This is a genomic window from Pseudomonas sp. XP2 (assembly GCF_053557975.1).
In genome coordinates this window covers 16,952-32,094 of sequence record NZ_JBNRIK010000023.1, presented here as the reverse complement: position 1 = coordinate 32,094, position 15,143 = coordinate 16,952, and the positions used below count along the sequence as shown (strand labels likewise).

Below are 15,143 nucleotides of genomic sequence, written 5' to 3'. Positions count from 1 at the left end.
TATTCAGTAACACAGAACAGTTCAATCACTGCATTCGCCTTAATTGCGGCATCCCGTGGAACAAGGAGGCCGAGCGCACCCTCGAACGCCCACTGCTGGTCAAGGGCGAGCCCGGCACCGGCAAGACCATGCTCGCCGAGCAGCTGGCGGCCTCGTTCGGTGCGCGGCTGATCACCTGGCACATCAAGTCCACCACCAAGGCCCACCAGGGCCTGTACGAGTACGATGCGGTCAGCCGTCTGCGTGACTCGCAGCTGGGCGTAGACAAGGTGCACGATGTGCGCAACTACCTGAAAAAAGGCAAGCTGTGGGAAGCTTTCGAGGCCGATGAGCGGGTCATCCTGCTGATCGACGAAATCGACAAGGCCGACATCGAATTCCCCAACGACCTGCTGCAAGAGTTGGACAAGATGGAGTTCTACGTCTATGAAATCGACGAGACCATCAAGGCCAGGCAGCGCCCGATCATCATCATTACCTCCAACAACGAAAAAGAGCTGCCGGACGCCTTCCTGCGCCGCTGCTTCTTCCATTACATCGCCTTCCCCGACCGCACCACGCTGCAGCAGATTGTCGACGTGCATTACCCGAACATCAGCCAGTCGCTGGTCAGCGAGGCGCTGGATGTGTTCTTCGACGTGCGCAAGGTGCCGGGCCTGAAGAAAAAACCGTCCACCTCCGAACTGGTCGACTGGCTCAAGCTGCTGATGGCCGACAACATTGGTGAAGCCGTACTGCGCGAACGCGACCCGACCAAGGCCATCCCGCCGCTGGCCGGCGCGCTGGTGAAAAACGAGCAGGACGTGCAACTGCTGGAACGCCTGGCCTTCATGAGCCGGCGCGGCAACCGCTGACAGGAGCCGGGCCATGCTGCTCAACCTGTTCAATGAAATGCGCGCGGCCAAGGTGCCGGTGTCGGTACGTGAGTTGCTGGACCTGCACCAGGCCCTGCAAAAGCACGTGGTGTTCGCCGACATGGACGCGTTCTACTACCTCGCCCGCGCCATCCTGGTGAAGGACGAACGCCATTTCGACAAGTTCGACCGGGCCTTCGCCGCCTACTTCAAGGGCCTGGAAAACCTCGACCGGCACATCGAGGCGCTAATCCCCGAAGACTGGCTGCGCAAGGAGTTCGAGCGTTCGCTCACGGATGAAGAGCGTGCGCAGATCCAGTCCCTGGGTGGCCTGGACAAGCTGATCGAGGAATTCAAGAAACGCCTTGAGGAGCAAAAGGAACGCCACGCCGGCGGCAACAAGTGGATCGGTACCGGCGGTACCAGCCCGTTTGGCTCGGGCGGTTTCAACCCCGAAGGCATCCGCGTGGGTGAGGCCGGTAAACGCCAGGGCAAGGCGGTAAAGGTGTGGGACCAGCGCGAGTACAAGAACCTCGACGACCAGGTGGAGCTCGGCACGCGCAACATCAAGCTGGCCCTGCGCCGGCTGCGCAAGTTTGCCCGCGAAGGCGCCGCCGAAGAGCTGGATATCGACGGCACCATCGACCATACCGCGCGGGACGCCGGCTTGCTGAACATCCAGATGCGCCCTGAACGGCGCAACACGGTAAAGCTGCTGTTGTTGTTCGACATCGGCGGCTCGATGGACGCCCACATCAAGGTCTGCGAAGAGCTGTTTTCGGCCTGCAAGACCGAGTTCAAGCACCTGGAGTACTACTACTTTCACAACTGCGTGTACGAGTCGGTGTGGAAGAACAACCTGCGCCGCACCTCTGAGCGCTATTCCACCTTCGACCTGCTGCACAAGTATGGCGACGACTACAAAGTGGTATTTGTCGGCGATGCGGCCATGGCGCCCTATGAAATCACCCAGCCGGGTGGCAGCGTGGAGCACTGGAACGAAGAGGCCGGGTATGTGTGGCTGCAGCGCTTCATGGAGAAATTCAAGAAGATCATCTGGATCAACCCGTACCCCAAGCAGGCCTGGGACTACACCGCCTCGACCCACCTGGTGCGGGACCTGATCGAAGACAAGATGTACCCGCTGACCTTGCAGGGGCTGGAAGAAGGGATGCGGTACCTGTCCAAGTGATTTTGCCTGTGCCGGCCCTTTCGCGGGCTTGCCCGGGAAAGGGCCGGCAGCCTTACAACCAACGGCCCAGGTAAACCTGGTGCTCCCGCCAGGCCTCATCCTGCACCACCGCCCTGAAGCGCACCACCGCCCCCGGCATGCACTGCGCCAGTTGCGCCAGCGCCAACGGCGTCAACGCCCCCAGCCGCGGATACCCGCCTATGGTCTGCCGATCATTGAGCAACACAATCGGCTGCCCATCCGGCGGCACCTGCACCGCCCCCAGCGGTATCCCTTCAGAAATCATCGGCGCCCCCTGGTAAACCAGCTGCGGCCCCAACAGGCGGATGCCCATGCGGTCAGCCCGGCTGTCCAGCGTCCACTCCCGGTTGAAGGCTTCGAACAGGCTGGTACCACTGAAATCACCGATCTGTGCGCCTATCACCAGGTCGAGCACTGGCTTTTCTGCGTACTGCGGGCGCAGCGCTTGCGGCACCTCGCGCAGGGTTGCATGGCTAGCGGTGAACACCAGTGCCTGGGCCTCAACCAGCGCAGTACCCTGACCATCGATGCCACCCAGCGCTTCACGTACCACGGTGGCACAGCTGCCCAGTACATCCTCACCCTGAAACCCGCCCGGTGCCGCCAGGTAAGCCCGCACACCCTGCTTTGGCTGCTTCAGGGTCAAGCGCTGCCCTTTGCTCAAGGCAAAGCTGCGCCAGGGCACGACGGGCTGATCATCGACGCGCGCGTCCAGGTCGGCACCGGCCAGGGCCAGCACACAATCCTGTTCGGCCACCACGCTAAAGCCCCCCAACGCCACCTCGACCACCGGCGCCTCCAACGGGTTGCCCAGCAACCAGTTGGCCCAGCGCATCGCCACCCAGTCCAGTGCCCCGCCCTGGGTCACGCCCAAGTGACGCACGCCAAAACGGCCAGCATCCTGCAACTGGCACAGCGGCGTGCTGGCCTCGATCTTCAATTGCTTCATCCTTGTGCCTCCACATCGCCGCCCAACGCCAGGAACTCGCTGCGCGAAACCGGCACGAAACGCACCCGGTCGCCGGGTTGCAACAGGCTGTAGCCGTCACGCTCACGGTCGAACAGGCGCACCGGCGTGCGCCCGATCAGGTTCCAGCCACCTGGGGATACTGCCGGATACGCCGCCGTCTGGCGCTCGGCGATGCCCACGCTACCCGCCGCCACCCGCTTGCGCGGGGTGCTCAGACGCGGACTGGCCAGGCGTTCGTCGACCAGGCCCATAAAGCCGAAACCGGGGGCGAAGCCCAAGGCGAATACAGGATAATCACGTGCGCAATGCAAGCGCACAACCTCGGCTTCACTCATGCCGCTGCGCGCCGCCAGCACAGGCAGTTCTGGGCCCACGCTGGGGTCGTACCACACCGGGATCTCGTGGCGCCGGCCGCCTCTGCCGGTGTCTGGCTGCAAACCCTCCAGCGCCTGCGTGATCAGCGCCCTCGCCCCACCTGGCGGCAGGTCGAACTGCACCATCAGCGTGGTGTAGGACGGCACCAGATCCAGCAGGTGCTCGCCGAACACGGCGCTCAGGCGCTGGCTGGCGGCGAGCATCCACGGCATGTTGGCCTCGTCGATACGGTCGAACAGGCGCACCATCAGGCTGTCGATGGCGACCACTTCAATACGCGCCTTCATTGCGACTCCAGAGCATCGAGGGCTTGGCGTATCTGCCTCACCGCTGCCACCGAACTGTCGTTGTCGCCATGTACGCAAAGCGTGCTGGCCTGCAGGCGCAGGGCACTGCCATCGTCCGCCATCAGCGCGTCGCCACGGGCCAGGCGCACTGCCTGCTCCACCACCCGCGCCGGGTCGTGATGCACTGCCCCAGGCAAGCGGCGCGACACCAGGTGGCCGCTGGCGGTGTAGGCGCGGTCGGCGAAGGCCTCGAACCACAACGGCACGCCAATTTCATCGCCCAGGGCCTGGGCGGCGCGGTTGTCAGCGGTGGCCATCAACATCAATGGCAAGGTGCTGTCGTAGGCCGCCACGGCCTCCAGCACGGTACGCAGCTTTAGCGGGTCGGCCATCATGTCGTTGTACAGCGCGCCATGGGGCTTCACATAGGCCACGCGGCCACCCAGCACTTTGCAGATGCCGTCCAGCGCGCCGATCTGGTAATGCAGCAGGTCGCGGATTTCCTCGGGGCTGCAGGCCATGGAGCGGCGGCCGAAGCCGACCAGGTCCGGGTAGGCCGGGTGCGCGCCAATGGTCACCCCATGCGCCAGCGCCAGCGCCACGGTGCGGCGCATGATGCCGGGGTCGCCGGCGTGGTAGCCACAGGCGATGTTGGCGCAGTCGATGTAGGGCATTACCTCGGCGTCCAGGCCCATGCGCCAGCTGCCGAAACTCTCACCCATGTCGCAATTGAGTAGCAGGCGTTCCACCACGCGGTCTCCCTTGTTGTTGTTCACAGGCGTACCTTACCGCGCCTGCAGCTGTTTGCCGCGTGTTTCCGGCAGGCTCAAGGCCGCCACGATCACAATTCCGTAGGACACGGCAGCGAACATGCCGATACCCAGGCCCAGTGGCACGTTCTGGCCGAGCATACCGATCAGCAACGGGAACAGAGCCGCAATGACCTTACCGATGTTGTAGCAAAAGCCCTGCCCCGAACCGCGAATGCGCGTAGGAAACAGCTCCGTCAGAAACGCGCCCATGCCGCTGAAGATGCCCGAGGCGAAGAAGCCCAACGGGAAGCCCAGCCACAGCATCACGCCATCGCTGACCGGCAGCTGCGTGTACAGCAGCACGATCACGAACGAGCCCACGGCAAACAGGATGAAGTTCTTCTTGCGCCCCAGCAGGTCGGACAAGTAAGCGCTGACCACATAGCCCACGTACGAACCCACGATCACCATGGCCAGGTAGCCACCCGTGCCCAGCACGCTGAGGCCGCGCTCGTTCTTGAGGAAGGTCGGCAGCCACGAGGTGATGGCGTAGTAGCCGCCCAATGCGCCAGTGGTCAACAGGGACGCACGCACAGTGGTCCACAGCATGCCCGGGGCGAAGATTTCGTAGAAGTGCGAAGGTGCCTCGGCGGTCTCCACTGCCTTGGCCTGGCGATACACTTCAGGGTCTTTGACCAGGCGCCGAACGAAGATCACGAAGATCGCCGGCACCAGCCCCAACAGGAACAGTGCACGCCAGGCCTGCTCTGGCGGCAGCCAGGAGAACAGCAGTGCGTAGAGAATCGCCGTGAGGCCCCAGCCGATGGCCCAGCCGGACTGCACCATGCCCACTGCCTTGCCGCGGTCCTGTGCGCGGATTACCTCGCCAATCAGCACTGCACCAGCGGTCCATTCACCGCCGAAGCCAAAGCCCATCAGCGTGCGGGCGATAAGCAGCTGTTCGTAGTTCTGGGCGAAGCCGCACAGGAAGGTGAAAAAGGCGAACCACAATACCGTCAGTTGCAAGGTGCGCACCCGGCCGATGCGGTCGGAGAGGATACCGGCGACCCAGCCCCCCACGGCCGAGGCGATCAAGGTGCTGGTATGGATCAATCCGGCTTCGGTGGTGGTGATGCCCCACAGCATGATCAGCGTGGGGATGACAAAACTGAGCATCTGCGTGTCCATGCCGTCCAGGCCATAGCCGATCTTGCAGCTCCAGAAGGTGCGCCGTTGCTGTTTGTCGATGTCGCGGTACCAGGCGAAAGGCCCGGACGAAGAAGGTGAGCTGACCTGCTGCTGCACGCCGGTGGGGTTCATGGATGCCTCGGCTTGTTGGTATTGTTTTATGGGCGACATGAAGCGTCGCGGCCTGGGCACCATTGTTCAAAGGCCACGCCGCCTGCGTCCAACGAGAAAAACCGCCGGTCTGGAACAAGAAAAACTGATCATGAACCTTCGCTTCCTCGAAACCTTCGTCTGGGTCGCCCGGCTCAAAAGCTTCCGCCTGACGGCAGAAAAGCTGTTCACCACCCAAGCCTCGGTATCCAGCCGCATTGCCGCGCTGGAGGCAGACCTGGGCGTGAAGCTGTTGCTGCGTGACTCACGTGGGGTCAGCCTGACCCCGGAAGGCGGCAAGGTGCTGGAGTATGCCGAGCGCATGCTGGATACCGCCAAAGCCATGAAGCAGTCGCTGGACAGCGACCGGGCCAAGGTCGGGCGCATTCGCATCGGCGTGATGGACACGGTGATCCACACCTGGATGAGTGCGCTGGTGGCAGAGCTGACCGAGCGCTACCCGCAGGTCGAAATCGAGCTGGTGGCCGACACCGCGCTGAACTTGCGCGAGCAGCTGCAGAAAGGCTTTCTCGACGTGATTTTGCAGACCGACCTGCTGCGCGAGCAGTCGATTCGCAGCCTCGACCTGGCGCGCTACCCCATGGGCTGGGTGGTGGCGGCTGGCTCGCACCAGCACCGGGACTATGCGTCGCTGGCCGAGCTTGGGCGCGAGCGCATCATCACCTTCTCGAAGAATTCACGGCCGCACCAGGAGGTGCTGAGCTTGCTGCAGGCTGCGGGGGCGCAGACGCCGCGGTTGAATTGCGTGAACTCGGTGGCGGCGATCACCCGGCTATTGCGCGACGGTTTTGGCATTGGCGCATTGCCGCCGGCGCTGGTGGATGCCGAGTTGGGTCGGGGCGAGCTGGTGTTGCTGCAAGGCCTGCAACCGCCACCAAGCCTGGAACTGGTGGTGGCGTGGCAGACAGGGGTGGCGTTGGTCGATGAAGTGGTCGGGGTGTGCCGACAGGTGCTGGAGCGGTATGCGCGGGATGTGGGTGAGCAGCGGATAGCACTCATCTGACCGGCTAACGCGGTCTTTGTGGGAGCGGCCTAGCGCCAGCTTTCTTTCACCGCCCTGCGCCGCCCGCCCAGGATCACCCAGCCAAGCCCCAGCAACAGGCTTTCGACCACAAAGGCCAGCACAAACCCTGCGCCAACACCCCAGCCAATTGCCTCGGGCACCAGCAGAATCTGGTAGCTGTAGGCATTGAGGGTTTCCTCGCGCAGTTGTGGGTCGGCCTGCACCAGCACATGCCAGGTACGCTGGGCCCACGGCCCTTGCAACGCCTGCCATTCTTTTTCCAGCAGTTCGTTGCGGATCATCAGGCTTTCGATGCTGTTGGCATCACTGTTGAACACCGGGTCGTCACTGCTGCGGTAATGCTGCAGCAGCGCCTGCAAATCGCCTTTGAAAAATCGCTCGGCCGTTTGCCGGAACCCATCCAGCGCCTCGCGCGACTCGAACAGGTGCGCCTCGACCCGCTGGCTATAGTCCTTGACCAGCCCAGGGACCTGGATACCGGCCAGCAGGCCGAAGGTGAACAGCAGCAACCGCAGGTAACTTCTGAACATGCAGCGTCCTTAGCTCTGGCCGTGTGCCACGCACTCGCCGTGCCGCCACAGGGCCCATTGACCGGGCTCGTAGCGATGCCAGGTCTCGTTCTCGGTCAGGGCCTCGGTGGCAATCACCGTGACCACGTCGTTGGGGGTGGTTTCGGTATGAAAATCGACGATCAGGTCGACATCCTTCAACCGCGCGGCACCAAACGGCGCACGGCGGGTAATGTGCACCAGCTTGGTCGAACAGAAGCAGAACAGCCAGTCGCCATCGCTGAGCATGCAGTTGAACACACCCCGGCCACGGTAGCCGGCACAGGCTTCCACCAGCACCGGCAGCAGCTGTTCTACCGGCACCGGCTCGGGGAAAGCACTGCGGATGCGGTTGAGCAAGTCGCAAAAAGCCGCTTCGCTGTCGGTGTCGCCCACCGGCCGGTAGAAGCTGGCCTGCCCTTTGAAATCGCCCAGTTGCCCATTGTGCGCAAAGCACCAGTTGCGGCCCCACATTTCCCGCATGAACGGGTGGGTGTTGGACAGGCACACCCGGCCGACGTTGGCCTGACGGATATGCCCGATCACCACCTCGCTCTTGATCGGGTAACGCTGCACCAGGTTGGCCACTTCCGACTCGCTGCTCGCGGCCGGGTCCTGGAACAGGCGCAGCCCGCGGCCTTCATAGAAGCCGATACCCCAGCCGTCACGGTGCGGGCCGGTACGGCCCCCGCGCTGCATCAGGCCGGTAAAGCTGAAAACGATGTCGGTGGGGACGTTGGCACTCATGCCCAGCAGTTCGCACACAGGCGTGTCTCCTCCGCTTACAGACGGGGCTCGACCCGGCCATTGCCGCGGGGAACGGCAGGGCGTGGGTCGTCGCGGTAACGGTCGCCGCGCTCGGCGGCCAAGGGGGCTTGCCCGGCGACCTGGTCATCTTCATCCGCCTGGCGCTTGGCGGCCGCCTCGGCTTGCACACGCCGCTCACTGGCGCGTTTTTCCAGCGGCCAGCGCACCAGCACGAAGAGAAAATACAGGCCGAAGGCAATCATGCCGTACATGGCGAAGTCGGACACCGCACGCCAGGCGTTGTTGCCCACCTTGAAGGCAAGGTCCAGGGCAGTGATGGCGATGGCCGGGGCGAAGCTGTCCTTGACCGGGTCGACGACAGTCGGGGTCAGCAGCAGCACTGCCAGCACCACCCGCAGCGGTTCGCGCAGCCAGCGCCACATCCAGCCGGTAAGCTTGAAGGCCACCAGCAGGCAGCCCAAGGCGGCCACGGCGTACAGGCCCCAGGCAAAGGTGTAGTCGTTCTCGGTCATGGTGTTCGTGCAAGCCAGGCAAAGAGATGCCTATGATAAACACTTTTCCGGGCGCAGACAGTGTTTGCCTGTACTGGCCTCTTCGCGGGCGTGCCCGCCAAGAGGCCGGTACAGGCAACCCCAACCAAGAGACCCTCAATGCAAACCAAGCCCCAACCTCCCATCGCCCACGCCGATAACGCCGCCGACCCGTACGCCTGGCTGCAACAGCGCGACACCCCCGAGGTACTCGCCTACCTGCAAGCCGAAAACGCCTACCAGGAAGCCTGCCTGGCCGACCAGGCACCGTTGCGTGAGCAATTGTTCGAAGAGATCAAGGGCCGCATCCTGGAAACCGACCTGTCACTGCCGGCCCCCTGGGGCCCCTACCTGTACTACACCCGCACCACCGCAGGCGACGAGTACCCACGGCACTACCGCTGCCCGCGCCCGGCAGACGACTCGAACACCGTCGATGAAAGCCAGGAGCAACTGCTGCTCGACCCCAACGCCCTGGCCAATGGCGGCTTTTTGTCGCTGGGGGCGTTCAACGTCAGCCCCGACCACCGCCTGCTTGCCTACAGCCTCGACACCAGCGGCGATGAAATCTACACCCTGTACGTCAAGGACCTGGCCACCGGCAGCATCACCGGCCTGCCCTTCGACGACTGCGACGGCAGCCTGACCTGGGCCAATGACAGCCAGACGCTGTTCTTCGCTGAACTGGACGACACCCACCGCCCTTGGCGCCTGCGCCGTCATACCCTCGGCAGCGACGCTGCGCAGACCGTGTTCGAAGAGCCCGACGGGCGCTTCTTCCTGCACTGCTACCGCACCAGCTCCGAGCGTCAACTGGTGCTGCTGCTGAACAGCAAGACCACCAGCGAGGCCTGGGTACTGGATGCCGAAACGCCGCAGGCGCCGTTCACCTGCCTGGCGCCGCGTGTCGAAGGCCATGAGTACTTCCCCGACCATGGCCAGCTCGATGGCGAGTGGCGCTGGTTCATCCGCACCAACCAGGACGGTATCAACTTCGCGCTGTACCAGGCCCCGGCCACACCGGTGCCCAGCCGTGCACACTGGCAGGTGCTGGTGGCACACCGCGATGCGATCATGCTCGAAGGCCTCAGCCTGAATGCCGGCGCGCTGACCCTGAGCCTGCGCGAAGGCGGTTTGCCGATCATCGAAGTACGCCCGCAAGGCCTGCCATGCTACCGTGTGGAACTCCCCGACGCCGCCTACAGCCTGTACGTGCAAGACAGCCTGGAGTTTGCCAGCACACGCGTACGCCTGCGTTACGAAGCGCTCAACCGCCCAGCCCAGGTGCGCCAGCTGGAGCTGGCCAGCGGCGCCCAGGCCGTGCTCAAGCAAACCCCGGTGCTGGGTGCGTTCGATGCTGATGACTACGTGAGCGAGCGCCGGTGGGCAACCGCAGCGGATGGCACCCAGGTGCCGATCAGCCTGGTGCGTCGCCGCCAGGACCTGGGCCAACCCGTGCCGCTGTACCTGTACGGTTACGGCGCCTATGGCGAAAGCCTGGACCCTTGGTTCTCCCATGCGCGGCTGAGCCTGCTGGAACGCGGCGTGGCTTTTGCCATCGCCCATGTGCGCGGCGGTGGCGAACTGGGCGAAGCCTGGTACCGTGCCGGCAAGCAGGAGCACAAACCCAATACCTTCAACGACTTCATCGCCTGCGCCGAACACCTGATCGCCGAGGGTGTGACCACTGCCGAGCAGCTGGCCATCAGCGGCGGCAGCGCTGGCGGCCTGCTGATCGGTGCAGTGCTCAACCTGCGGCCCGAGCTGTTCCGCTGTGCGATTGCCGAAGTACCGTTCGTCGACGTGCTCAATACCATGCTCGACCCCGAGCTGCCGCTGACCGTGACCGAGTACGACGAATGGGGCAACCCTGAGGAGCCGCAGGTGTATGAACGGATCAAGGCTTATGCGCCGTACGAGAATGTAAAAGCGCAGGCCTACCCGGCGATGCTGGTGGTAGCGGGCTACAACGACAGCCGCGTGCAGTACTGGGAAGCAGCCAAATGGGTGGCGCGCTTGCGCACGCACAAGACCGACAGCAACCTGCTGCTGCTCAAGACCGAGATGGGAGCTGGGCATGGTGGGATGAGCGGGCGGTACCAGGGGTTGAAAGATGTGGCCCTGGAGTATGCGTTCGTGTTTGGCGAATTAGGTATCGCCTGAAGGGAGGTTTGAGCACCTGCCCGCTCCCACAGGACCGGCGCAGGCCGCTCATGCTCAATCATCCTGCACCGCCGGCTTCGGTGGGTCCTGGCGCAACCCCGGCAATGGCTGGTCCTTCGGCGGCCCGGGCACTGGCATTGGCGGCAACAAGGGCGCCCCCGGCTGGCTGTCGTAGGCTTTGGGCGGTGTACTCGGGGTGATCTGCGGGTATGGCGTGGGTGTGGGGGTGCCCGGTGCACCCGGCACTGGCGTAGTGAGGCGAGGTGGCGTGCTGGCAGCTTCGGCCAGGGGCAGGCCAGCCATCAGCAGCGCGGTCAGGATCGCGTGAAACATCAGCAACCTCCTGTCGGGAACCTTTCTACAGGCTACGCCTAAATCACCGCTTTCGCCTGTCCGCCTGCCCTGCAAGCGCGCTAGACTCAATGCCATAACCGTCATTTGCCTGATCAGAACAAAGGAAACACCATGAGCTCCACCTCTTCCGCCGCCGCCACCGCGCGCCTTGATCGCATCCTGGCCGATGCCAAGCGTGACAAGGAAATGGGCTACCGCGACAAGGCCCTGAGAATGTACCCGCACGTCTGCGGCCGTTGCGCCCGCGAATTCGCTGGCAAGCGCCTGAGCGAGCTGACCGTGCACCACCGTGACCACAATCACGACAACAACCCGCAGGACGGCTCCAACTGGGAGCTGCTGTGCCTGTACTGCCACGACAACGAGCACTCGCGCTACACCGACCAGCAGTACTTCAGCGAAGGTTCCACCAGCACACCGAGCATCGCCAAGGCCACCCACAATCCGTTCGCCGCGCTGGCGGGCATGTTGAAGAAAGACTGACCATCGATTCGGCCCCCACTGCTACCGGGCAGCCCGTATAATGGCGCTTTTTTTCGCGAAGGGCCCCGGTACGTGGCAAACAAACGATACAGCTGCATCGGCCTGTTCAACCCCAAGTCCCCAGAAAACGTGGGCTCGGTGATGCGCGCTGCGGGTTGCTATGGCGTCAATTCGGTGTTCTACACCGGCAAACGCTACGAACGTGCGCGTGACTTTGTCACTGACACCAAGCGCGTGCACTACGACATTCCGCTGATCGGCATCGATGACCTGCAGCGCATCGTTCCGCTGGGCTGTACCCCGGTGGCGGTCGAGCTGGTGGAAGGTGCGCGGCCACTGCCGGAATATACCCACCCGGACCGGGCCATCTACATCTTCGGGCCGGAAGACGGCAGCCTCAGCCCCGAGGTGCGGGCATGGTGTGAAGAGACCATCTACATCCCCACCGAGGGTTGCATGAACCTGGCTGCGACCGTGAATGTAGTGCTGTATGACCGTTTGGCCAAAGGGCTGAATACCCGCTCTGGGCCCAAGTTCAAATAAAGTTGCCGCTGAGCGCCCCGAGTGAACGCGGCTGACACCCTGCTGGTCAGCTGCTTACATTTCACACGGAGGTCTTGCCATGTTCGATATCCATTCTGCTGCGTCTTCTGCGTCTTCGCAGCACAATGTCCATGGCCTGGAACGGGTCAGTTCGCTGGCTGGAGGGGCACTGATGGTGAGCAAAGGGCTGCGCCAGGGTGGCTTTATCGGCTTGCTGCAGCTCGTGGTCGGAGGTATTGCGGTGGCACGCGGGGTCAGCGGGCATTGCTCGACCAAGGCGTGGTGGCAGCGACATCGGCAGGAGTACCACCGGTTGCGTTCGGATATAGAACGCAGTGCGGTGGAGCTGGAGGCGTTGAAGGCCAGTGCCAAGGCGGCGACGCGGGGAGTGACGGTGACCGGGAAGGATCCGTTGGCAGACAGCTGATCTTTGTATCGTCTGGGCTGGCCTCTACGCGGGGCAAGCCCGCTCCCACAGGTACCGCACAGGGTTCGAGGTACAGGCCCCAGGGATGTCTAGCGCAACACTTTGCTCTGCAGCACCTCGGACTTGCGCCCCATGACGTTCTCGCTGATTTGCACAAAGTCTTCAGTGCTCACGCTGGGCAAGCGCATCAGCCCGCGTACCACATCGTCCAGCGAACGCTTGGCCTGTGTGTGGATGCGGATTTCCTTGTCCAGTGCCTGCAGCAAGATCACCCCACGGGCCACCTGAGCGGGGCTGGCGCGTTCGCCCTTGAGCCGGGTGACCTTGGCGCCCTGCTTGCTCAGGCGTGCCTGCCAGGCCTGATAGCGGTCGTCGCTCACCCCGCCTGAACGGCGCAGCAACTCGCTGGCGTAGTAGTCGGTCAGGCTTTCCACCAGCCAGTCACTGCCGTCACGCCCATGGATCTGCGCGAACAGCTGCACCATTTCGCGCAGCAACGGGCTGCTGCCGTTCTCGCTGATCATCGGCCGGGCGCTGTGCAGGTACAGCGAACCCTGCGCTGCCATTGCCCCGCGCCACATGCCGTCACGGGCACCGACCAGCAGCAGCTTTGGCGGGTTGCGCGGGAACACGGCCTGCAACTGCGGCCAGACATAGGTCAGCAAGGTCAGGCTGTCCATGCGCCGCATGCCCTGCCCGACCGGTGCGGCCACGGTGACCTCGGTATCGCCCAGGCGGGCACGGCGGCTACCCAGGTCGCCGGCCAGCATCCAGCCAGTCGGGCGGTCGAACAGGCGCGAAACATTGTCGATGCGGAACTTGTCCTTGCCAATGCGTGGCCAGGACGTCTCGATACTCTTCCAGCCCTCGGGCAAGTCGAACGCCAGGCGTGCCACAAGCTCCGTGCCATCTTGCTGGTCAAGCCGCGCAGGCGGTACCAGCTGGTCGCCGAGGAACAGCGCCCAGTGAGGGGTAACACGCGAGGAATAGGCACCGCTGGCGAGCTTCTGGTCCAACTGCACGCGGTAGCTGAGGCTGGTCTTGCCGGCCGCCGGCTGCCACACGCCACGCTGGCCCTTGAGTTGCCATTGGCCATCGGTCTGGAAGCCGCTGAAGGCCGCCGCCTTGCCCAGATCGAAGTCGAGGCTGCGCACGGCACTGCCTTCAGCCAGGGTCAGGCGGACTTCCGCTTGGCCACTGGCGGGCAACAGGCGCACCTGGTAGTCAAGGTCGACCTTTTTCGCCCAGGCTGGCGAACTGGCCATCAGGCCCAACAGCAACAACAGCTGGCAACGCATACAGAAACTCCTTGTTTCCCCGTGGCAGCGGGCCGCGCCGGTCAGCTGGCGCGGAAGATCAGGTGGTCTTCCCAGTCGTCTTCGTGCACATCCTGCTCCCTGAGCATACGCCCCGACTGGGAAATGCGCTGTTCATGGACCTGCTGGCGATCGCCACAGACAAGGTGGTGCCAGGCCGGCAGGTCCTTGCCCTCGCTGACCAGGCGATAACCGCAGGTGCTTGGCAGCCACGTGAACTGGTCGGCCTTGCCCGGGGTGAGCTGGATGCAGTCCGGTACATGCGCGAAGCGGTTGGGGTAGTCGCTGCACTGGCAGGTATCCATGTCCAGCAATTTGCAGGCGATACGCGTGTAATAGACGCTGTTGTCGTCTTCGTCCTCAAGCTTTTGCAGGCAGCACAGGCCGCAGCCGTCGCACAGCGACTCCCATTCTTGCGGGCTGAGTTGCTCGAGGGTCTTGCGCCGCCAGAACGGCGCGTTTTCAGCGATCATCACACGGTTTCCTGCATTCATCTTTAGGGCCACGGCGCGCGGCGGCGCCAGTCTAGAGCCTGGCCTTCGGCAAAGCCAGACCGCTTGTCAGTCGCGACGGGACGCAGTAGCGTGCGGGTTTCCCGTCCGTTTGCAGGAGCTGTCATGAGCGCCAACCCCCGCATTGCCGATTACGCCATCAACGAACAGTTCATCAACCGCTGGTCGCCACGCGCCTTCACCGCCGAACCGATCAGCGAACAGACCCTGCTGAGCTTCCTGGAAGCCGCACGCTGGGCACCGTCGGCGTACAACTCGCAACCTTGGCGCTTCCTGTATGCCCGCCGCGACACGCCAAACTGGGAGCGCTACCTGAACCTGCTGGTGCCGTTCAACCGCAGCTGGGCGCAACAGGCCTCGGCGCTGGTACTGATCATTTCCAAGACCACCTTTGCAGCCCCGGGCGCCACGGAAGAAAAACCGGCGCTGTGGCACACCTTCGACACCGGCTCCGCCTGGGGCCACCTGGCCCTGCAGGCCAGCATCAGCGGCTGGCATACCCATGGCATGGCTGGTTTCGACCAGGACTTGGCGCGTCAGGAACTGAAGATTCCCGAGGGCTACGTGCTGCATGCCATGGTGGCGATCGGCAAGCTGGGTGACAAGGCCAGCCTGGATGAAGCGCTGCAGTCGCGTGAAGTACCGAGCCCGCGCAAGCCGCTGAG

18 protein-coding genes are annotated in these 15,143 nt (G+C 63.8%); 8 read left to right on the top strand and 10 right to left on the bottom strand.

Annotated elements, in window-relative coordinates:
- Positions 1-32 precede the first annotated feature (32 nt).
- Positions 33-854, top strand: a complete 822-nt coding sequence (locus ACK1VC_RS21650; protein ID WP_449118044.1) for an AAA family ATPase — start codon at positions 33-35, stop codon at positions 852-854.
- A gap of 13 nt (positions 855-867) precedes the next feature.
- Positions 868-2,046, top strand: a complete 1,179-nt coding sequence (locus tag ACK1VC_RS21645) for a vWA domain-containing protein (protein WP_016488586.1) — start codon at positions 868-870, stop codon at positions 2,044-2,046.
- Positions 2,047-2,098: 52 nt separating this feature from the next.
- Here the strand turns inward: ACK1VC_RS21645 and ACK1VC_RS21640 are convergent, their stop codons facing one another.
- From ACK1VC_RS21640 to ACK1VC_RS21625, 4 genes are read right to left on the bottom strand one after another with little or no spacing between them, the layout of a single operon-like run.
- Positions 2,099-3,016, bottom strand: coding sequence for a 5-oxoprolinase subunit C family protein (locus ACK1VC_RS21640; RefSeq protein ID WP_191086874.1), 918 nt, complete (start codon positions 3,014-3,016; stop codon positions 2,099-2,101).
- Entirely contained in the window at positions 3,013-3,699 is a 687-nt protein-coding gene (gene pxpB / locus ACK1VC_RS21635; RefSeq protein WP_096426630.1) for a 5-oxoprolinase subunit PxpB, read from the bottom strand. The genes ACK1VC_RS21640 and pxpB overlap by 4 nt, the downstream gene beginning before the upstream one ends.
- Entirely contained in the window at positions 3,696-4,475 is a 780-nt protein-coding gene (locus ACK1VC_RS21630; RefSeq protein WP_016488589.1) for a 5-oxoprolinase subunit PxpA, read from the bottom strand. The genes pxpB and ACK1VC_RS21630 overlap by 4 nt, the downstream gene beginning before the upstream one ends.
- Before the next feature lie 9 nt (positions 4,476-4,484).
- Positions 4,485-5,771, bottom strand: a complete 1,287-nt coding sequence (locus ACK1VC_RS21625; RefSeq protein ID WP_023048404.1) for an MFS transporter — start codon at positions 5,769-5,771, stop codon at positions 4,485-4,487.
- A gap of 130 nt (positions 5,772-5,901) precedes the next feature.
- Here ACK1VC_RS21625 and ACK1VC_RS21620 point away from each other — a divergent pair, with 130 nt between their 5' ends.
- On the top strand, positions 5,902-6,813 hold the full coding sequence (locus ACK1VC_RS21620; protein ID WP_191086875.1) for a LysR family transcriptional regulator: 912 nt from the start codon (positions 5,902-5,904) through the stop codon (positions 6,811-6,813).
- Between the two features lie 29 nt (positions 6,814-6,842).
- On the opposite strand, the gene ACK1VC_RS21615 is transcribed toward ACK1VC_RS21620, so the two are convergent.
- The 3 genes from ACK1VC_RS21615 to ACK1VC_RS21605 are packed head-to-tail and all read right to left on the bottom strand — an operon-like array spanning position 6,843 to position 8,662.
- Complete coding sequence (locus ACK1VC_RS21615) at positions 6,843-7,364, bottom strand: DUF2937 family protein (protein ID WP_016488592.1); 522 nt, start codon at positions 7,362-7,364, stop codon at positions 6,843-6,845.
- 9 nt (positions 7,365-7,373) lie between these two features.
- Entirely contained in the window at positions 7,374-8,147 is a 774-nt protein-coding gene (locus tag ACK1VC_RS21610) for a class II glutamine amidotransferase (protein WP_016488593.1), read from the bottom strand.
- Between the two features lie 17 nt (positions 8,148-8,164).
- Entirely contained in the window at positions 8,165-8,662 is a 498-nt protein-coding gene (locus tag ACK1VC_RS21605; RefSeq protein WP_016488594.1) for a hypothetical protein, read from the bottom strand.
- Positions 8,663-8,800: 138 nt separating this feature from the next.
- Here ACK1VC_RS21605 and ACK1VC_RS21600 point away from each other — a divergent pair, with 138 nt between their 5' ends.
- On the top strand, positions 8,801-10,843 hold the full coding sequence (locus tag ACK1VC_RS21600) for a S9 family peptidase (RefSeq protein WP_191086876.1): 2,043 nt from the start codon (positions 8,801-8,803) through the stop codon (positions 10,841-10,843).
- Between the two features lie 54 nt (positions 10,844-10,897).
- Here ACK1VC_RS21600 and ACK1VC_RS21595 read toward each other — a convergent pair whose 3' ends face one another.
- Positions 10,898-11,176, bottom strand: coding sequence for a hypothetical protein (locus tag ACK1VC_RS21595; RefSeq protein ID WP_095116753.1), 279 nt, complete (start codon positions 11,174-11,176; stop codon positions 10,898-10,900).
- Positions 11,177-11,308: 132 nt separating this feature from the next.
- On the opposite strand from ACK1VC_RS21595, the gene ACK1VC_RS21590 reads away from it, so the two are divergent.
- The 3 genes from ACK1VC_RS21590 to ACK1VC_RS21580 all read left to right on the top strand — a co-directional run bounded on the left by ACK1VC_RS21590 (position 11,309) and on the right by ACK1VC_RS21580 (position 12,650).
- Positions 11,309-11,680 carry a YajD family HNH nuclease gene (locus ACK1VC_RS21590; protein ID WP_016488597.1) on the top strand — a complete coding sequence of 124 codons (372 nt, stop codon included), beginning with the start codon at positions 11,309-11,311 and terminating at the stop codon, positions 11,678-11,680.
- A gap of 72 nt (positions 11,681-11,752) precedes the next feature.
- The gene (locus ACK1VC_RS21585) at positions 11,753-12,223 is read left to right on the top strand and encodes an RNA methyltransferase (protein WP_016488598.1); all 471 of its coding nucleotides are present in this window, start codon (positions 11,753-11,755) and stop codon (positions 12,221-12,223) included.
- Between the two features lie 79 nt (positions 12,224-12,302).
- The gene (locus ACK1VC_RS21580) at positions 12,303-12,650 is read left to right on the top strand and encodes a YgaP family membrane protein (protein ID WP_031312544.1); all 348 of its coding nucleotides are present in this window, start codon (positions 12,303-12,305) and stop codon (positions 12,648-12,650) included.
- 89 nt (positions 12,651-12,739) lie between these two features.
- Here ACK1VC_RS21580 and ACK1VC_RS21575 read toward each other — a convergent pair whose 3' ends face one another.
- The gene (locus tag ACK1VC_RS21575) at positions 12,740-13,948 is read right to left on the bottom strand and encodes a hypothetical protein (protein WP_016488600.1); all 1,209 of its coding nucleotides are present in this window, start codon (positions 13,946-13,948) and stop codon (positions 12,740-12,742) included.
- Positions 13,949-13,989: 41 nt separating this feature from the next.
- Positions 13,990-14,439, bottom strand: a complete 450-nt coding sequence (locus tag ACK1VC_RS21570; protein ID WP_016498373.1) for a YcgN family cysteine cluster protein — start codon at positions 14,437-14,439, stop codon at positions 13,990-13,992.
- A 144-nt stretch (positions 14,440-14,583) separates the two neighbouring features.
- On the opposite strand from ACK1VC_RS21570, the gene ACK1VC_RS21565 reads away from it, so the two are divergent.
- A partial coding sequence (locus ACK1VC_RS21565; protein ID WP_449118040.1) for a nitroreductase family protein occupies positions 14,584-15,143 on the top strand: 560 nt, incomplete at its 3' end.

Excerpts from the sequence above, each read along its gene's own strand:
- ACK1VC_RS21645 (WP_016488586.1), top strand. The coding sequence starts at position 868 with ATGCTGCTCAACCTGTTCAATGAAATGCGCGCGGCCAAGGTGCCGGTG.
- ACK1VC_RS21640 (WP_191086874.1), bottom strand. The coding sequence starts at position 3,016 with ATGAAGCAATTGAAGATCGAGGCCAGCACGCCGCTGTGCCAGTTGCAG.
- pxpB (WP_096426630.1), bottom strand. The coding sequence starts at position 3,699 with ATGAAGGCGCGTATTGAAGTGGTCGCCATCGACAGCCTGATGGTGCGC.
- ACK1VC_RS21625 (WP_023048404.1), bottom strand. The coding sequence starts at position 5,771 with ATGAACCCCACCGGCGTGCAGCAGCAGGTCAGCTCACCTTCTTCGTCC.
- ACK1VC_RS21620 (WP_191086875.1), top strand. The coding sequence starts at position 5,902 with ATGAACCTTCGCTTCCTCGAAACCTTCGTCTGGGTCGCCCGGCTCAAA.
- ACK1VC_RS21615 (WP_016488592.1), bottom strand. The coding sequence starts at position 7,364 with ATGTTCAGAAGTTACCTGCGGTTGCTGCTGTTCACCTTCGGCCTGCTG.
- ACK1VC_RS21605 (WP_016488594.1), bottom strand. The coding sequence starts at position 8,662 with ATGACCGAGAACGACTACACCTTTGCCTGGGGCCTGTACGCCGTGGCC.
- ACK1VC_RS21600 (WP_191086876.1), top strand. The coding sequence starts at position 8,801 with ATGCAAACCAAGCCCCAACCTCCCATCGCCCACGCCGATAACGCCGCC.
- ACK1VC_RS21595 (WP_095116753.1), bottom strand. The coding sequence starts at position 11,176 with ATGTTTCACGCGATCCTGACCGCGCTGCTGATGGCTGGCCTGCCCCTG.
- ACK1VC_RS21590 (WP_016488597.1), top strand. The coding sequence starts at position 11,309 with ATGAGCTCCACCTCTTCCGCCGCCGCCACCGCGCGCCTTGATCGCATC.
- ACK1VC_RS21580 (WP_031312544.1), top strand. The coding sequence starts at position 12,303 with ATGTTCGATATCCATTCTGCTGCGTCTTCTGCGTCTTCGCAGCACAAT.
- ACK1VC_RS21575 (WP_016488600.1), bottom strand. The coding sequence starts at position 13,948 with ATGCGTTGCCAGCTGTTGTTGCTGTTGGGCCTGATGGCCAGTTCGCCA.
- ACK1VC_RS21570 (WP_016498373.1), bottom strand. The coding sequence starts at position 14,439 with ATGATCGCTGAAAACGCGCCGTTCTGGCGGCGCAAGACCCTCGAGCAA.